Annotated in this window: 18 protein-coding genes and 1 other RNA gene; 6 read left to right on the top strand and 13 right to left on the bottom strand. The window is 62.1% G+C overall.

What is annotated here, in order from left to right; translation table 11 throughout:
• The 6 genes from B2V21_RS13955 to rsmI all read right to left on the bottom strand — a co-directional run.
• The coding region (locus tag B2V21_RS13955) for a peptidoglycan D,D-transpeptidase FtsI family protein (RefSeq protein ID WP_286917154.1) at positions 1-1,175 on the bottom strand (1,175 nt) is incomplete at its 3' end.
• On the bottom strand, positions 1,175-1,468 hold the full coding sequence (gene ftsL / locus B2V21_RS13950; protein WP_049860615.1) for a cell division protein FtsL: 294 nt from the start codon (positions 1,466-1,468) through the stop codon (positions 1,175-1,177). The genes B2V21_RS13955 and ftsL, both read right to left, overlap by 1 nt.
• Positions 1,465-2,412: a 16S rRNA (cytosine(1402)-N(4))-methyltransferase RsmH gene (gene rsmH / locus B2V21_RS13945; RefSeq protein WP_167375909.1), complete on the bottom strand. Its 948-nt coding sequence runs from the start codon at positions 2,410-2,412 to the stop codon at positions 1,465-1,467. Before rsmH ends, ftsL begins: the two co-directional genes overlap by 4 nt.
• Complete coding sequence (mraZ, locus tag B2V21_RS13940; protein WP_049860613.1) at positions 2,409-2,864, bottom strand: division/cell wall cluster transcriptional repressor MraZ; 456 nt, start codon at positions 2,862-2,864, stop codon at positions 2,409-2,411. Before mraZ ends, rsmH begins: the two co-directional genes overlap by 4 nt.
• 324 nt (positions 2,865-3,188) lie before the next feature.
• An RNA gene (rnpB, locus tag B2V21_RS13935) (RNase P RNA component class A) lies at positions 3,189-3,535 on the bottom strand.
• Positions 3,536-3,611: 76 nt separating this feature from the next.
• Positions 3,612-4,514 (bottom strand): 16S rRNA (cytidine(1402)-2'-O)-methyltransferase, encoded by a 903-nt coding sequence (gene rsmI / locus B2V21_RS13930; protein ID WP_286917153.1) that lies wholly within the window; start codon positions 4,512-4,514, stop codon positions 3,612-3,614.
• A 164-nt stretch (positions 4,515-4,678) separates the two neighbouring features.
• Here rsmI and B2V21_RS13925 point away from each other — a divergent pair, with 164 nt between their 5' ends.
• The 4 genes from B2V21_RS13925 (at position 4,679) to B2V21_RS13910 (ending at position 8,135) form a co-directional block, all read left to right on the top strand.
• Entirely contained in the window at positions 4,679-6,472 is a 1,794-nt protein-coding gene (locus B2V21_RS13925; protein WP_286917152.1) for a penicillin-binding protein activator, read from the top strand.
• Positions 6,472-6,843 (top strand): YraN family protein, encoded by a 372-nt coding sequence (locus tag B2V21_RS13920; RefSeq protein WP_049860611.1) that lies wholly within the window; start codon positions 6,472-6,474, stop codon positions 6,841-6,843. The genes B2V21_RS13925 and B2V21_RS13920 overlap by 1 nt, the downstream gene beginning before the upstream one ends.
• A gap of 123 nt (positions 6,844-6,966) precedes the next feature.
• The gene (locus B2V21_RS13915) at positions 6,967-7,560 is read left to right on the top strand and encodes a phosphoheptose isomerase (protein WP_043186809.1); all 594 of its coding nucleotides are present in this window, start codon (positions 6,967-6,969) and stop codon (positions 7,558-7,560) included.
• The gene (locus B2V21_RS13910; RefSeq protein ID WP_286917151.1) at positions 7,557-8,135 is read left to right on the top strand and encodes a BON domain-containing protein; all 579 of its coding nucleotides are present in this window, start codon (positions 7,557-7,559) and stop codon (positions 8,133-8,135) included. Before B2V21_RS13915 ends, B2V21_RS13910 begins: the two co-directional genes overlap by 4 nt.
• Before the next feature lie 69 nt (positions 8,136-8,204).
• On the opposite strand, the gene B2V21_RS13905 is transcribed toward B2V21_RS13910, so the two are convergent.
• The 7 genes from B2V21_RS13905 to rplM all read right to left on the bottom strand — a co-directional run bounded on the left by B2V21_RS13905 (position 8,205) and on the right by rplM (position 12,870).
• Entirely contained in the window at positions 8,205-8,636 is a 432-nt protein-coding gene (locus B2V21_RS13905) for a ClpXP protease specificity-enhancing factor (RefSeq protein ID WP_122741476.1), read from the bottom strand.
• 17 nt (positions 8,637-8,653) lie between these two features.
• Complete coding sequence (locus tag B2V21_RS13900; RefSeq protein WP_043186799.1) at positions 8,654-9,271, bottom strand: glutathione S-transferase N-terminal domain-containing protein; 618 nt, start codon at positions 9,269-9,271, stop codon at positions 8,654-8,656.
• An 87-nt stretch (positions 9,272-9,358) separates the two neighbouring features.
• On the bottom strand, positions 9,359-10,084 hold the full coding sequence (locus tag B2V21_RS13895; RefSeq protein WP_286917150.1) for a cytochrome c1: 726 nt from the start codon (positions 10,082-10,084) through the stop codon (positions 9,359-9,361).
• Positions 10,081-11,295: a cytochrome b gene (locus B2V21_RS13890; protein ID WP_286917149.1), complete on the bottom strand. Its 1,215-nt coding sequence runs from the start codon at positions 11,293-11,295 to the stop codon at positions 10,081-10,083. The genes B2V21_RS13895 and B2V21_RS13890 overlap by 4 nt, the downstream gene beginning before the upstream one ends.
• On the bottom strand, positions 11,295-11,903 hold the full coding sequence (gene petA, locus B2V21_RS13885; protein ID WP_134722536.1) for a ubiquinol-cytochrome c reductase iron-sulfur subunit: 609 nt from the start codon (positions 11,901-11,903) through the stop codon (positions 11,295-11,297). Before petA ends, B2V21_RS13890 begins: the two co-directional genes overlap by 1 nt.
• Before the next feature lie 131 nt (positions 11,904-12,034).
• Positions 12,035-12,427 carry a 30S ribosomal protein S9 gene (gene rpsI / locus B2V21_RS13880; protein WP_049860604.1) on the bottom strand — a complete coding sequence of 131 codons (393 nt, stop codon included), beginning with the start codon at positions 12,425-12,427 and terminating at the stop codon, positions 12,035-12,037.
• A 14-nt stretch (positions 12,428-12,441) separates the two neighbouring features.
• Complete coding sequence (gene rplM, locus B2V21_RS13875) at positions 12,442-12,870, bottom strand: 50S ribosomal protein L13 (RefSeq protein ID WP_043186791.1); 429 nt, start codon at positions 12,868-12,870, stop codon at positions 12,442-12,444.
• A 250-nt stretch (positions 12,871-13,120) separates the two neighbouring features.
• On the opposite strand from rplM, the gene B2V21_RS13870 reads away from it, so the two are divergent.
• On the top strand, positions 13,121-14,161 hold the full coding sequence (locus B2V21_RS13870) for an NADP(H)-dependent aldo-keto reductase (RefSeq protein ID WP_090356510.1): 1,041 nt from the start codon (positions 13,121-13,123) through the stop codon (positions 14,159-14,161).
• A gap of 188 nt (positions 14,162-14,349) precedes the next feature.
• On the top strand, positions 14,350-15,126 hold a 777-nt coding region (locus B2V21_RS13865), incomplete at its 3' end, for a GlxA family transcriptional regulator (protein ID WP_286917148.1).

The raw sequence follows: 15,126 nt of genomic DNA, 5'->3' as shown, positions 1-15,126 counted from the left end.
TGGTTGGGCAGGTTGCCGACGCGCTCGCCCGGGAAGCCCAGGCCGGTGTACTGACCCAGGCCGACCGCGGACATGACGCGATAGATGCTCTCGCCGCCAATGTCGAAGGCCACCTTGCTCATGCCCACGTTACTGGAGTTGATCAGAATCCCGGTCAGGTCAAGCACCGGACCTTCGGTCTTGGTCACGTCCTTGATGGTGTAGCGACCGATCTGCAGCGTGCCTGGGTACACGTCGACCTTGTCGCTGGGTTTCCAGCGACCGGTTTCCAATGCCGCGCTCATGGAGATCGGCTTCATGGTTGAGCCCGGCTCGAACACGTCGATGATCGCACGGTTACGCATGGCCGCCGGCAGCATGGTGCGGCGGTTGTTGGGGTTGTAGGTCGGCTGGTTGACCATGGCCAGCACTTCACCGGTTTTCACGTCCATGATGACCATGCTGCCGGCCTTGGCTTCGTTCTCGGTGATAGCGTTGCGCAGCTCGCGGCTGGCCAGATACTGCAGACGCAGGTCGATGGACAACGCCAAGGTCTTGCCGGCCTTGGCGTTCTTGGTGACCTGTACGTCCTTGATCAGCCGACCACGGCGGTCCTTGATGACCTGACGCTTGCCGGGTACGCCGGCGAGCCACTCGTCATAGGCCAGCTCGACGCCTTCACGGCCGTGATCGTCGAGGTCGGTGAAGCCGACCATGTGCGCGGTCACGTCGCCCGCCGGGTAGAAACGACGGAATTCCTCGATGCCGTAGACACCGGGGGTTTTCAGGTCGAGTACCGACGCGCCTTGTTCGGGGGTCAGGCCGCGGACCAGGTAGATGAATTCCTTGCTCGCCTGAGCTTCCAGACGCTCGGCCAGAGCCTTGGGGTCTTGCCCGAGCGCGCGTGCGAGCGCAGGCCACTTGTCCTTGGCCAGCTGCATTTCCTTGGGGTTGGCCCACAGGGTGGTCACCGGCGTACTCACGGCCAGAGGCTCGCCATTACGGTCGGTGATCAGGCCGCGGTGCGCGGGAATGGGGATGTGCCGCATGCTGCGCGCGTCGCCCTGACCGATCAGGAAGTCACGATTGATCACCTGCAGGTAGACGATCTGCGCAACGATGCCGCCGACCAGCAGCAGGAGCAGGCCGACCATCAGGCGGAACCGCCACGGGAACAGTGCCCCGTCGAGCTTCATCATGGCGACACCATGCGAATTTCAGTGGCATCCGGGATGCGCATCTTCAACTGTTCGGTGGCCAGGGATTCGATACGGCTGTGTGCGGTCCAGGTGCTTTGTTCCAGGATCAGACGACCCCATTCGGCCTGCGCCTTGTCGCGCTCGCTCAGCTCGCCGTAAAGCGTGTTGAGCAGTTGCCGATTGATGTGCGCGCTATAGGAAACGCCAATGGCCGACACCAGCACGGCGACGAACAGCAGCAGCATGAGGAAACTGCCGCCCGGTAGCGGCTTGTTGAGCAGCTTGCTCATCGCAGCTTCTCCGCGACACGCATGACGGCACTGCGCGAGCGCGGGTTGGCCTTGAGCTCGGCTTCGGAAGCGAATTGCGCCTTGCCATGCAGCTTGACCTTGGGCACGAAGGCTTCGAACCGCACCGGCAGGTTGCGCGGCAGGTTGTCGGCTTCGCCCTTGGTGAGCTTGCGCATGAACAGTTTGACGATGCGGTCTTCCAGGGAATGGAAGCTGATCACCACCAGGCGACCACCGATTTCCAGAGCATCAAGGGCAGCCTCCAGGCCCGCCTCGAGGTCGGCCAGCTCATTGTTGACGTGGATACGCAGTCCCTGGAACGCGCGAGTTGCAGGGTTCTTGCCCTTCTCCCACGCCGGGTTGGCGACCTTGAGCACTTCGGCCAGGTCGGCGGTGCGCTCGAACGGCTGCACTTCGCGGCGCTCCACTACCGCACGGGCCATGCGACGAGCGAACCGCTCTTCGCCGTATTCCTTGAACACGCGGGCGATTTCCTCCTCGGCGGCGGTCGCGATGAACTGCGCCGCACTTACACCCCGTGTCGGGTCCATGCGCATGTCCAACGGGCCGTCGTGAAGGAAACTAAAGCCGCGCTCGGCATCGTCGAGTTGCGGCGAGGAAACGCCCAGGTCGAGCAGGATGCCGCTGACCTTGCCATGCATGCCGCGCTCGCGCACTTCGGCACCGAGCTCGGCAAAGCTGCGCTGTACAATGACAAAGCGGCCGTCTTCGGCCGCCAGCGCTTGCCCGGTGGCAATCGCTTGAGGGTCCTTGTCGAACCCCAACAAGCGGCCATCGGGCCCCAGGTGCTGCAGGATCAGGCGGCTGTGGCCACCCCGGCCGAAAGTGCCGTCCAGATAGCAACCATCGTCGCGCACGGCCAGAGCCTCGACAGCTTCGTCGAGCAGCACGGTGATGTGATTGAAGCCGCTATCAATAGTCACAAGATCAAATCACGCAATTCTTCGGGCATGGCGCCCGGTTGTTGTATAGCTGCAAGGTCTGCCGCACTTACGGCATTCCACGCACCCTCGTCCCACAATTGAAACTTGTTCAGTTGGCCGACCAGCATCGCGTGCTTGTCCAGCCGGGCGTACTCGCGAAGACGCGGGGGCACCAGAAAACGTCCACTGCCATCGAGTTCGAGGTCGACGGCATTGCCGATGAGCAGGCGTTGCAGACGGCGGTTGCTTTCCACCAACGATGGCAAGGCCCGCAGCTTGGCCTCGATGAGTTCCCATTCATCCAGTGGATAGACACACAGGCAAGGGTCGACGGTATCGACCGTGATGATCAGCTGACCGGAGCATTTGGAATCCAACTCGTCACGATACCGACTCGGCATGGCGAGCCGTCCCTTGGCATCGAGGTTGATCGGATTAGCTCCACGAAACACGTCGCGTTTCCCCTGAACTCAGATTTTTAAGCTCGAAAAACCCACTTTTCGCCACTTCCCGCCACTCGCGCACACTATAGGAACCCCCCTACCACACCGTCAAGGCGCGTCTGTAGGGAAAAGCCTTATAGATCGGAGATTTAGAACACAAAAGGAAGGGAAAGCGGTATTTGAGACACGCGAGGGAGGGATAAAGCCGTTAGAGTTCAAGCATCTGCGTCTTGAACTTAAAGTAGAGTCTCAAGACTAAGAATTTTTCGACATTACCGGAGGGGATTTGGTTGCCTTTTTTTGCGGGGAATACAGCAGTACGCGAAGTAAAAGGTGGAGAGTCGATCTGTAAGCCGGGTTTTGTCGAGGACAGTCATTCCTCTACGATGGCCATCGCTGGACACCTCTAGCAACCTACCCGGTTCCAACGCGGGCCGCGCCATATGGAACCCTATTTGGTCTTGCTCCGAGTGGGGTTTACCTAGCCACGAACTGTTGCCAGACGTGCGGTGCGCTCTTACCGCACCTTTTCACCCTTACCGGCGCTTGCGCGCTTAGGCGGTTATTTTCTGTGGCACTTTCCGTAGGCTCNNGCCCTATGGAGCCCGGACTTTCCTCCCCCCGCTTGCCCAGCAACGAGTTGCGGAACAAAAACGGGCAGCGACTGTCCGATCGACTCTCCGGCGCGCAGGTTAACGACATGCACCGGCCAGGACAAGCTTTAATCGCACCGATCGGGTCATACCTGGGCCGGAATCACGTCTTCTGCTTTTCCAGCGCCACTTGATAGAGCAGATTCTTGCGCACGCCAGTGATCTCTGCCGCCACGGCAGCGGCGCGCTTGAGCGGCATTTCCGCCAGCAGCACATCCAGAATGCGCATGACCTCAGTGCTGACCGCCTCATCACTGACCGGCGCGGTCCAGCCTGCCACCAATACCACGCACTCGCCCCGCTGCTGATTGCTGTCGGCTTCCACGAATGCAAGCAGCTCTGCCAGCGGCAAACCCTTGAGGGTTTCGAAGGTTTTCGTCAGTTCGCGCGCCAGCAATGCCGGACGCTCACCGCCGAAGACCTTTTCCATGTCCTGCAGGCATTCGAGTATGCGATGGGGCGCTTCGTAGAAGATCAAAGTGCGCGGCTCCTCCCTCACCTGCTCAAGGCGCGCGCAGCGACCGGCGGTCTTGGCGGGCAGAAAACCTTCGAAGATGAAACGGTCCGATGGCAATCCTGCAGCCGACAGGGCTGCGATCAGCGCGCAGGGACCGGGCACCGGCACCACTTGCACACCCGCGGCACGCGCCTGACGCACCAGGTGATAACCGGGATCGGAAATCAGCGGCGTACCCGCATCGGAAATCAGCGCCACGTCATCGCCAGCCAGCAATCGCTGGATGAAACGGCTGCCCTCGTCGCGCTCGTTGTGTTCGTGGCAGGCGGCCAGCGGCGTATTCAATCCGAAGTGCTGCATCAGGCGCACCGAATGACGTGTGTCCTCGGCTGCAATCAGCGCCACCTCGCCCAGGATCTTCAGCGCACGTGCGCTCATGTCGTCCAGATTGCCGATGGGCGTGGCCACTACATAAAGTGTGCCCGGGGTGGAATTAGAAGCGCTTGAAGCAGTCACAGCACACACCTTGTCGTTCGGCCAAACCCGCATTGTACAGGCTCTACGCCACCCAGTGCTTGCCCAGCGATCCGGCGCAGTCGACGTGAAACATTTGCTCGTCCTATATAAGGACGGACTAGCCTTCTTCGTCGCACCCTGGCCGATGCTTGGGTACACTTGCCCGTCTATTGATCGAGTAAATCAGGAAGATATCCATGACAGCCTGCCTGCGGCTTCTATCTGCCCTATGCCTCGCCGCCTTGCTGGCTGCGTGCGCCAGTTCGCCTTCATCCAATCTCGGTGAGCTGCCCCGCACACCGGACGCCACCGTGGAACAGTTGCTCGAACGCGCCAGCGCCAGCAAGTCGCCGGAAGAGGCGGCGGTCCTGCGCCTGAGCGCGGCGGATCAGGCCGCTCGCCAGGGCGACTCGGCTCGCGCTACCCAGATCCTGCAGCAGGTGCGCATCGAACTGCTCAAGCCGGGCCTGCAGATACTGGCCAGCACCTTGAACGCGGAGCTGGCACTGACGCGCAATGACGCCAAGGCCGCGCTGGCCGCGCTCGATCATCCAAGCCTGCAGCGCCTGGGCGAGTTGCCCGCCGACCAGCAGGTGCGTACCCACCTGGTTCGTGCTCGCGCACTGGAAGCCGATGGCCAGATCCTGGCTGCCGCACGCGAGCGGGTGTTCATCGCGCCCCTGCTCAGCGGTGACGCCGCCGCCCAGAACCATGAGGCCATCTGGGCCTTGGTGGGCTCGCTGCCCGTCGAGCAACTACAGAATCAAGGCACCGACGACTTCGCCGGCTGGTTGAGCCTGGCCCTGGCAGTCAAATCCGCCGGCACCCTGGAACAGCAGCAAGCAGCCATCGATACCTGGGTAGCCCAACACGCCGCCCATCCGGCCGCGCGACAGCTACCTGCGCCTTTGGTCAAACTCAAGGCCCTGGCCAGCCAGCCCCTGACTCGCATCGCCCTGCTGCTGCCGCAGGATGGGCAGCTTGCAGGCGTGGCTCGCGCCCTGCGCGAAGGCTTCATGGCGGCCTACTATCAGGCCCAGCAAGCCGGTCAGAAGCCGCCGGTGATCGACGTGATCGACAGTTCGCGCCTGACTTCGCTCGACGATTTCTACCGCCAGGCTCAGGCCCAAGGCGTGCAACTGGTGATCGGCCCGCTGGAAAAGCCACTGGTCAAACAGCTGGCCGCACGTGCGCAATTGCCCCTTCCGACCCTGGCACTGAACTACAGCGACACCAACCAGATGGGGCCGCCCCAGCTGTTCCAGTTCGGTCTGGCCGCCGAAGACGAAGCGCGCGAAGTGTCGCGCCGTGCTCGCGCCGACGGCTTGCACAGCGCCGCCGCGATGATTCCCAAAGGTGACTGGGGTGACCGCGTGCTCAACGCATTCCGCCAGGACTGGGAAGCCAACGGCGGCACCTTGATCGCAGCCGAACGCGTCGACCAACCGGTGCAACTGGCGCAGCAGATTGCCGACATGCTCAATGTGCGCAACGCCGGCGGCGGGCTGCAGAGCAGCAGCGGCGCCCAGGGCTCGCGGCGTCAGGACATTGATTTCATCTTCCTGGCCGCTACACCTCAGCAGGCGCAGCAGATCAAGCCGACCCTGAACTTCCAGTACGCCGGTGATCTTCCGGTCTACGCCACTTCGCACGTGTTCAGCGCCAGTGGCGACCAGGCTCAGTACAACGACATGACCGGCATTCGCTTCTGCGAAACGCCCTGGTTGCTCGACGCCAGCAATCCACTGCGCCAGCAGGTCACTCGGCAGTGGCCACAGGCCAACGGCAGCATGGGCCGGCTGTACGCCATGGGCGTGGACGCCTACACCCTGGCCGCCCGTCTGGGCCAGCTCAAGGCCTTGCCTGACAGCCGCGTCGAAGGCTTGTCCGGCAACCTGGGCATGGGCGCCAACCAACGCATCGAACGCCAACTGCCCTGGGCGCAGTTCGTCGGTGGCCAAGTCCAGCGCCTGCCCAACACCACGCCGTAATGTCGCTGAGCCCTCGCCAGAAGGCGGGTCGCGAGGCCGAGCAGCAGGCCCTGGAGCACTTGTGCGCACAGGGCCTGGAGCTGCTGGCGCAGAACTGGCTGTGCAAACGAGGCGAGCTTGATCTGGTCATGCTAGAGGGCGATACAGTAGTATTCATCGAAGTCCGCTATCGCCTGCACGCACAATGGGGTGGAGCATTGGCCAGTATCGATGCCCGCAAGCGCGAAAAGCTGGTGTTGGCCGCGCAGTATTTCCTCCTCAGGGAAACACGCTGGGCCCAGCACCCGTGCCGTTTCGACGTGATCGCCCTGGAAGGCACCGGTACCCAGGCCACGCGCCTGAACTGGATACGCAATGCCTTCGACAGCTGATACCTGACACCCCAGCCACGCGTTCTCGCTCTTTGCTTTGCGGGCTGCACATTCTTGTTGTGCCGGGAACCGCCGCCGCGTTGCGGTCTTGCCCGACCAGCCGCTTTACTTAAGGTCACCTTGATGGACATGCAATCCCGAATTCGCCAGCTTTTCCAGGCCAGTATCGATACCAAGCAACAGGCGATGGAAGTCCTTGCACCGTACATCGAACAAGCCAGCCAGGTCATGGTCGGCGCCCTGCTCAGCGACGGCAAGATGCTTTCCTGCGGCAACGGCGGCTCGGCCGGCGATGCCCAGCACTTCTCATCCGAGCTGCTCAACCGCTTCGAACGCGAACGCCCCAGCCTGCCCGCCATCGCCCTGACCACCGACAGTTCGACGATTACCTCGATCGCCAACGACTACAGCTACAACGAGGTATTCTCCAAGCAGATCCGCGCGCTGGGACAGCCCGGCGACGTGTTGCTGGCCATCTCCACCAGCGGCAACTCGGCCAACATCATCCAGGCCATCCAGGCCGCCCACGACCGTGACATGGTGGTGGTTGCCCTGACCGGCCGCGACGGGGGTGGCATGGCCTCCCTGCTGCTGCCTGAAGACGTCGAGATCCGCGTGCCTGCCAACGTCACGGCACGCATTCAGGAAGTTCACCTGCTGGCGATCCACTGCCTCTGCGACTTGATCGACAGCCAACTGTTCGGGAGTGAAGAATGAAGCGTACCCGCCTTGCCCTAGTGGCTCTGAGCCTGGCCTTGAGCGTCACCGGCTGCAGCTCGGTCCTGACTGCTACCCGCGATAACCCGATCGACGATGACCGCGGTACCCGCACCCTGGGCAGCAAGATCGACGACTCGCTGATCGAAACCAAGGTGTCGGTGAATATCGCCAAGGCCAATGTCGATCTGGACAAGAATTCCCACATCGTCGTGACCAGCTACAACGGCGTGGTCCTTCTCGCCGGCCAGACCCCGCGCGCCGAGCTCAAGACCCTCGCCGAGCAGGCGGCCAGTGAAGTTCAGCGGGTCAAGAAAGTCCACAACGAAATCCAGGTGCTGGCGCCGTCTTCGCTGCTGGCGCGCAACAACGATGCCTGGCTGACCACCAAGATCAAGACCCAGATGCTGGCCGACAGCGCCATCCCAGGCTCGCGCATCAAAGTGGTCACCGAGAACGGCATCGTCTACCTGCTGGGTCTGCTGACCCAGGCCGAGGCTACCCGGGCCACCAACCTGGTCCAAGGCGTTTCCGGGGTGCAGAAAATCGTGAAATTGTTCGAGTACATCGACTGACTGTCGACGCCGCCCTTCCTGGGCAGTACGAGCGCAACAAAAAAGGCGATCCTTGCGGATCGCCTTTTTTCATTTCACCACTTTCAGGCTCGGACGCCCGGAAGGCCGTGGCGGTGGGCTGCCCGGTGGCGGGGCATCGTCGTCGGATTCGACGATGTCCTCGAACTCGGCGTCCTCCTCGTCCAACTCTGGCGACTCCAGGTCGAAGACCATGCCCTGACCGTTCTCGCGAGCATAGATGCCGAGAATGGCGCCCGTAGGCACGAACAGCGTGTGCGATACGCCGCCGAAGCGACCGTCGAAACTGACCGCTTCGTTATCCATATGCAGATTGCGTACGGCGCTGGGCGACACGTTCAATACGATCTGGCCATCGCTGGCAAAACCTTGCGGGACCCGAACCGAGGGGTACTCGGCATTGACCAGCATGTGGGGGGTGCAGTCATTGTCGACGATCCACTCGTACAGCGCGCGGATCAGATAGGGACGACTGGAGTTCATCAACGGCTCCTCAAAACCTAGCGCATTTCACGTTCAGCGGCAGACAGGCTGGCCTTGAAGGCCTCCCGCGCGAACTGACGTTCCATATAGTCGAGCAGCGGCTTGGCGGGCCGCGGCAGTTCGATACCCATGATCGGCAAGCGCCAGAGTATCGGCAGTAGACAGCAGTCGACCAGACTTTGCTCCTCACTGAGGAAGCAGGGCTTGTCAGCGAACAGGGCCGACACGCCGGTGAGGCTTTCGCGCAGCTCCTTGCGCGCCTGAACACGGGCGGCTTCCTTGCTGCGCGGATCCAGGATCAGGTCGGCCAGGCCGCACCAATCCCGCTGGATGCGGTGGATCAGCAGCCGGCTGTTGGCGCGCGCTACCGGATACACCGGCAGCAGCGGCGGGTGCGGATAGCGTTCGTCGAGGTATTCCATCACCACGGTCGATTCGAACAGGGCCAGGTCCCGGTCGACCAGCGTCGGCGTGCTGCCGTAGGGGTTCACTTCGATCAGCCGGGGTGGCAGGCGACCGCCTTCCACGTTGATGATCTCTGCGCTGACGCCTTTCTCGGCGAGAACGATGCGCACCCGATGAGAATAGTGGTCGGCGGGGTCGGAGTAACAGGCCAACCGATTGGTCACGCCCATGGCGGTCCTCCTCGCGTATAGAGTATGAATGCAAAAACGAGCGCCACCGGCAGGGGGCGCAAGCAAGCCGCGAAGTTTACCGCACTTTCAACCCACGTCCTTCCAGTATTCGCGTTTCAGCAAGTAAGCGAGGAGGATCAGCAGCGCCAGGTACAGCAATACGTACAGGCCAATCTGCCGGCTTTTGGTCTGTACCGGGTCGGCCGAGTAGGCCAGAAACGCCACCAGGTTCCTGACCTTGTCGTCGAATTGCCGAGCGTCGAGGCTACCGGTACCGGGTGTGACGCGCAGACGCGTGCACGGCTGCGCCGTCGGCTCGGCACAGTCGAGTACCTGACGGCCCTGCAGGCTTTCCAGCACATTGGGCATGCCGACGTTGGGGTAGACGGTATTGTTCACACCCCAGGGCCGCGCCGGGTCGGCGTAGAAGCCGTGCAGGTAGGCGTACAGCCACTCACTGCCCCTGACCCGGGCGATCAGGGTCAGGTCGGGGACCTCGGCGCCGAACCATGCCTTGGCATCGTCCGGCAGCAAACGTGTCTGCATGGGGTCGGCAATACTCGCCCCTGCTGGCGCCAAGGTCTGCAACATCTGTTCATAGGGTATGCCCAAATCGTCGGCCACCGTCTGGTACCGCTGAAATTGCGTGCCATGGCAGCCCATGCAATAGCCGACAAAGGTGTTCGCACCGTCGCGCAAAGCAGCCTTGTCGGTCACGTCGATCACCCTAGGTTGCACGCCAGAGGCGACGGGTGCCGCAAGGACCGTCAGCGGCGACAACAACAGCAGCACAAACGCAATCAGCGCTCTCATCGGCTTGGAATCCGATCGGGCACCGGCCGGGTGATTTCCCGACGTGTGTACAGCGGCATCGCCAGGAAATAGCCGAAGTACAGCACCATGCACACCCGTGCCGCCCAGGTCGTGGCGGCTGTGGCCGGTTGCATGCCCAGGTAGCCCAGCGCCACGAACGCCATGCAGAACAGCGCCAGCGCAGTGCGGCTGAGCCATCCCTTGTAGCGCATCGACTTCACCGGGCTGCGGTCCAGCCAGGGCAGCACGAACACAATGGCGATCGCCAGGCCCATGGCGCACACCCCCATGAGCTTGTCGGGCACGGCGCGCAGAATCGCGTAGAACGGAGTGAAATACCAGGCCGGCGCGATGTGCTCTGGCGTCTTGAGCACGTTCGCGGGCTCGAAATTGGCCGGTTCCAGAAAGTACCCGCCCATCTGCGGAAAGAAGAACACCACGGCACTGAACACGAACAGAAATACCGCCACCCCGAGCAGATCCTTGACCGTGTAGTAGGGATGAAAGGCAATGCCGTCCAGCGGTTTGCCGTCCGCATCGCGCAGGCGCCTGATGTCGATGCCGTCGGGGTTGTTCGAGCCCACCTCGTGCAGCGCCAGAATGTGCAGCACCACCAGCGCCACGATCAGCAGTGGCAAGGCCACCACATGCAAGGCGAAGAAGCGGTTCAAGGTCACGCCCGAGACCAGGTAGTCACCGCGAATCCACTGGGCCAGATCCGCGCCTACGATAGGGATGGCACCGAACAGCGAGATGATCACCTGCGCCCCCCAGTACGACATCTGTCCCCACGGCAGCAGATACCCCATGAAGGCCTCCGCCATCAGCAGCAGATAGATCGACATGCCGAACACCCACACCAGCTCGCGCGGTTTCTGATAGGAGCCATACAGCAGGCTACGGAACATGTGCAGGTAGATCACGATGAAGAACGCCGAAGCGCCGGTGGAATGCAGGTAGCGCAGCAGCCAGCCATATTCGACGTCGCGCATGATGTATTGGATGGACGCGAAAGCCCCCTCGGCCGTGGGCGTGTAGTTCATGGTCAGCCAGATGCCGGTGAGCAACTGATTGAACAGCATCAGCAGCGCCAGAGATCCGAAAATGTAGAAAACATTCAGATTCTTCGGGACGTAGTACTGGCTCAGATGGTCGCGCCACACCCTGCCCACCGGTAGGCGCGCTTCGATCCACTGCAACAGGCCTTGCATCAGGCACGCTCCCCATCGATACCCAGCACGAGCACATCGGCGCTTTCGTAGTAATGCGGTGGCACGGCGAGGTTCAAGGGTGCGGGCTGCGCCTTGTAGACACGCCCGGCCAGATCGTAGTGCGAGCCATGACAGGGGCAGAAATACCCGCCCTGCCAGTCGGGCCCCAGGTCGGCTGGCGCAACCTCGGGCCGGAAGGTGGGCGAGCAACCCAGGTGCGTACAGATGCCGACCACCACCAGCACCTCGGGCCGGATGGCGCGCAATGCGGCGTCGACATACGTTGGCTGGTCCGAGTCGCGCGATTCGGGATCGGCCAGATGGTCGATGTCGTGGGCAAGATTGTCGAGTACCTGCGGCGTGCGTCGGCAGATGAAAACGGGTTGGCCGCGCCAGCGAGCGACCATCTGCTGCCCGGGCTCGATCTTGGCAATGTTGACCTTGACCGGCGCAGCGGCGGCGCGAGCTTTGGCGCTGGGTTGCCATGAAGCCACGAACGGCACCGTTGCGCCGACCGCACCGGCAGCGCCTACCAGCGCCGTGGTTCTGACCAGAAAGCGACGGCGACCCTGGTCGATGTCACACACCCCGCTCTGCTCGTCCGCCATCCTCTACCTTAGCCTGCTGCAACAGGCATCTGCATTGTCCAGCGCGCAGTGTACCAGCGCCTCTCACGGATGACGGGCGAAAAAAAACCCGGCTCGCGAGAACCGGGTTTTTTCTGGAACGAAGACGCGAATTAACGCTTCGAGTACTGCGGACGCTTACGCGCTTTACGCAGACCGACTTTCTTACGTTCAACTTCACGAGCATCGCGAGTCACGAAGCCTGCTTTACGCAGGGCCGGACGCAGTGCTTCGTCGTAGTCCATCAGTGCACGGGTGATACCGTGACGGATCGCACCGGCCTGACCGCTGACACCACCACCGATGACGGTGACGTAGATGTCGAACTTCTCGGTGTTCTCGGTCAGCTCCAGCGGCTGGCGAACTACCATGCGGGCAGTTTCACGACCGAAGAAGGTGTCCAGAGTGCGATTGTTGATGGAGATGTTACCGGTGCCCGGACGCAGGAAAACGCGAGCGGTTGCGGTCTTGCGACGGCCAGTGCCGTAATTTTGAGTCGCCGACATAATGAACTATTCCGTTAAAACTTCAGTTCTTGGGGCTGCTGAGCAGTATGAGGGTGAGCAGCGCCCGCATAGACTTTCAGCTTACGGTACATGTCGCGACCCAGCGGGTTCTTGGGCAGCATGCCCTTAACCGCGGTCTCGAGCACGCGCTCTGGCGCCTTGGCGATCAGCTTTTCGAAGTTGATCGACTTGATACCGCCCGGGAAACCGGAGTGGGAGTAGTAGATCTTGTCAGTGGTTTTGGCACCAGTGACACGCACCTGCTCGGCGTTGATGACGACAATGTAGTCGCCGGTGTCAACGTGAGGAGTGTACTCAGGCTTGTGCTTGCCACGCAGACGGCTCGCGATTTCTGTAGCCAGACGACCCAGGGTCTGACCAGCAGCATCAACGACGAACCAGTCGCGCTTTACTGTTTCCGGTTTAGCAGTAAAAGTTTTCATTCTTTATAGCCTCAGGGGCCGCCCAGCAAAAAGAGACGGCGGATCTTACTGAATAGTGCTTACTTTGACAAGTCAAAGGCAGCCGGGCACGGGACACTTTTGGGGGGCTCGGGTCTTCGCGTCACATACACGGCAAAATTCTTCCGGGAGGGGGGCATCACTTCCACTTCACAGAGAGGGGCCGAATTATCCAGATTGCGAAAAAAATATCAACCTGCTTTTATGATTCCTTTGCCAAGAGGAGTCACCGATGCACTATCGCAAGCTGGGACGTACCGATCTGAACGTGAGCGCGCTGTGCCTGGGCACCATGACCTGGGGCGAGCAGAACACCGAGGAGCAAGGCTTCGCGCAGATAGAAAGGGCCAAGGCGGCCGGCATCAATTTCCTCGACACGGCGGAAATGTACCCCGTGCCACCGCGTCCGGAAACCTATGCCGCCACCGAGCGGGTGATCGGCAACTGGTTCAAGCGCCAGGGCGACCGCGCCGACTGGATCCTGGCGAGCAAGATCGCCGGCCCCGGCAACGGCATCAGCCATATCCGCGATGGCCAGCTTAAATTCAACCGCGAGCACATCGTCGCGGCCCTGGATGCCAGCCTGCAGCGGTTGCAGACCGACTGGATCGACCTCTATCAGTTGCACTGGCCGGAACGCAGCACCAACTTCTTCGGCAAGCTGGGCTATCAGCACACCCAGGACCACCTCGACACACCGTTGCAGGAAACCCTGCAGGTGCTCGACGAACAGGTCAAGGCCGGCAAGATCCGGCATGTCGGGCTGTCCAACGAAACGCCGTGGGGCACGATGAAGTTCCTGGGTCTGGCCGACAGCGGCAACCTGCCCCGCCCGGTGTCCATCCAGAACCCGTACAACCTGCTCAACCGCACCTTCGAGGTCGGCCTGGCCGAAGTGGCGATCCGCGAGCAATGCGGGCTGCTGGCCTACTCGCCCCTGGCGTTCGGCATGCTCTCGGGCAAGTTCGAGAACGGCGCACGTCCGGCCGGTAGCCGTCTGGCCCTGTTCAGCCGTTTCACCCGCTACGCCAACGACCAGGCCATCGCTGCCACCAGCCGCTACGTGGCGCTGGCCCGCGAACACGGTCTGGACCCGGCGCAGATGGCCCTGGCCTTCGTGACCGCGCAGCCGTTCGTGACCAGCAACATCATCGGCGCGACCTCGCTGGAACAACTGGACAGCAACCTGGCGAGCATCGATCTGCAACTGTCCGAAGAGGTGCTGGCGGGTATCGAGGCGATCCACAAGGCGCAGCCGAATCCGGCGCCGTGACTTTCGATTGCTGCTGTTGCTGATGGCCTCTTCGCGGCCACTGGCCGCTCCTACAGGGACCTGAACATCTTTCGTAGGAGCGGTCAGCGGCCGCAAAGGGATCAATACCCTGCCCCTTCGCGACCTCGCTTGAATCCAGCGGCACTTCGGCCATATCCTGACCGCTTTCACCCCACAAGAATAAAATCATGATCTTCACGCCCCACACGCCTGCGCTGCGGCGCGTCTGCATTCTGGCCACCGATCAGGTCATGGCCTCGACCCTGATGCAGGCCAAGGACTTCTTCCACATGGCCAGCCTGCGCTACGGCAAGCAGCTGGGCCTGGACCGCCATGCGCTCTTCGAGACCCGCCTGGTCAGCCCGGACGGGCTGCCGGTGCGCAGCTTCAGCGAGGTCATGCTGCCGGTGGACGGTGGTCTGGAAGACGCCGACCTGATCATCCTGCCCGCCTGCTGGGGCGACTTCGACAGTGCTGCGGCGCGCTACCCGCAGGTGCTGCCCTGGCTGTGCGCCCAACACGGCCGCGGCGCGGTCCTGTGCGGTGAGGCCAGCGGCGTGTTCTGGCTGGCTGCCAGCGGCCTGCTGGACGGCAAGGAAGCGACCACCTACTGGCGTTTCTTCGAGGAATTCAAGCAACGCTTTCCCGGCGTTCGCCTCAATCAGGACAAGCACCTAACCGACGCGGACAACCTCTTCTGTGCCGGCGGGCCGGTGTCGGCCTGCGACCTGTACATTCACCTGATCGAGCGGTTCTGTGGCGCCCATGTAGCCCAGGCGGTGTCGCGCGATACCCTGTACGAAGTGCAGCGCAGCTATACCCCTGGACGCATTGGCTTCGGTGGCCAGAAGCTGCACCGAGACGTGCCGATCCTGCACATCCAGCAATGGCTCGAAGAGCATTTCGCCGAGAAGTTTCGTTTCGAGGACGTAGCCCGCGAGCGCGGCATGAGCATCCGCAACTTC

This window comes from Pseudomonas sp. UBA6276 (assembly GCF_002438365.1).
Classification (GTDB): Bacteria; Pseudomonadota; Gammaproteobacteria; order Pseudomonadales; family Pseudomonadaceae; genus Aquipseudomonas; species Aquipseudomonas coleopterorum.
Note: the sequence above shows the minus strand (reverse complement) of the source record. Positions and strands in the feature narration are given on the sequence as shown.

What these genes read in the sequence shown, in the direction of transcription:
- B2V21_RS13915 (WP_043186809.1), top strand. Translation starts at nt 6,967, where the DNA reads ATGGACATGCAATCCCGAATTCGCCAGCTTTTCCAGGCCAGTATCGAT.
- B2V21_RS13920 (WP_049860611.1), top strand. Translation starts at nt 6,472, where the DNA reads ATGTCGCTGAGCCCTCGCCAGAAGGCGGGTCGCGAGGCCGAGCAGCAG.
- B2V21_RS13910 (WP_286917151.1), top strand. Translation starts at nt 7,557, where the DNA reads ATGAAGCGTACCCGCCTTGCCCTAGTGGCTCTGAGCCTGGCCTTGAGC.
- B2V21_RS13895 (WP_286917150.1), bottom strand. Translation starts at nt 10,084, where the DNA reads ATGAGAGCGCTGATTGCGTTTGTGCTGCTGTTGTTGTCGCCGCTGACG.
- B2V21_RS13925 (WP_286917152.1), top strand. Translation starts at nt 4,679, where the DNA reads ATGACAGCCTGCCTGCGGCTTCTATCTGCCCTATGCCTCGCCGCCTTG.
- B2V21_RS13890 (WP_286917149.1), bottom strand. Translation starts at nt 11,295, where the DNA reads ATGCAAGGCCTGTTGCAGTGGATCGAAGCGCGCCTACCGGTGGGCAGG.
- B2V21_RS13905 (WP_122741476.1), bottom strand. Translation starts at nt 8,636, where the DNA reads ATGAACTCCAGTCGTCCCTATCTGATCCGCGCGCTGTACGAGTGGATC.
- B2V21_RS13870 (WP_090356510.1), top strand. Translation starts at nt 13,121, where the DNA reads ATGCACTATCGCAAGCTGGGACGTACCGATCTGAACGTGAGCGCGCTG.
- rsmI (WP_286917153.1), bottom strand. Translation starts at nt 4,514, where the DNA reads ATGCGGGTTTGGCCGAACGACAAGGTGTGTGCTGTGACTGCTTCAAGC.
- B2V21_RS13900 (WP_043186799.1), bottom strand. Translation starts at nt 9,271, where the DNA reads ATGGGCGTGACCAATCGGTTGGCCTGTTACTCCGACCCCGCCGACCAC.
- rpsI (WP_049860604.1), bottom strand. Translation starts at nt 12,427, where the DNA reads ATGTCGGCGACTCAAAATTACGGCACTGGCCGTCGCAAGACCGCAACC.
- ftsL (WP_049860615.1), bottom strand. Translation starts at nt 1,468, where the DNA reads ATGAGCAAGCTGCTCAACAAGCCGCTACCGGGCGGCAGTTTCCTCATG.
- petA (WP_134722536.1), bottom strand. Translation starts at nt 11,903, where the DNA reads ATGGCGGACGAGCAGAGCGGGGTGTGTGACATCGACCAGGGTCGCCGT.
- rplM (WP_043186791.1), bottom strand. Translation starts at nt 12,870, where the DNA reads ATGAAAACTTTTACTGCTAAACCGGAAACAGTAAAGCGCGACTGGTTC.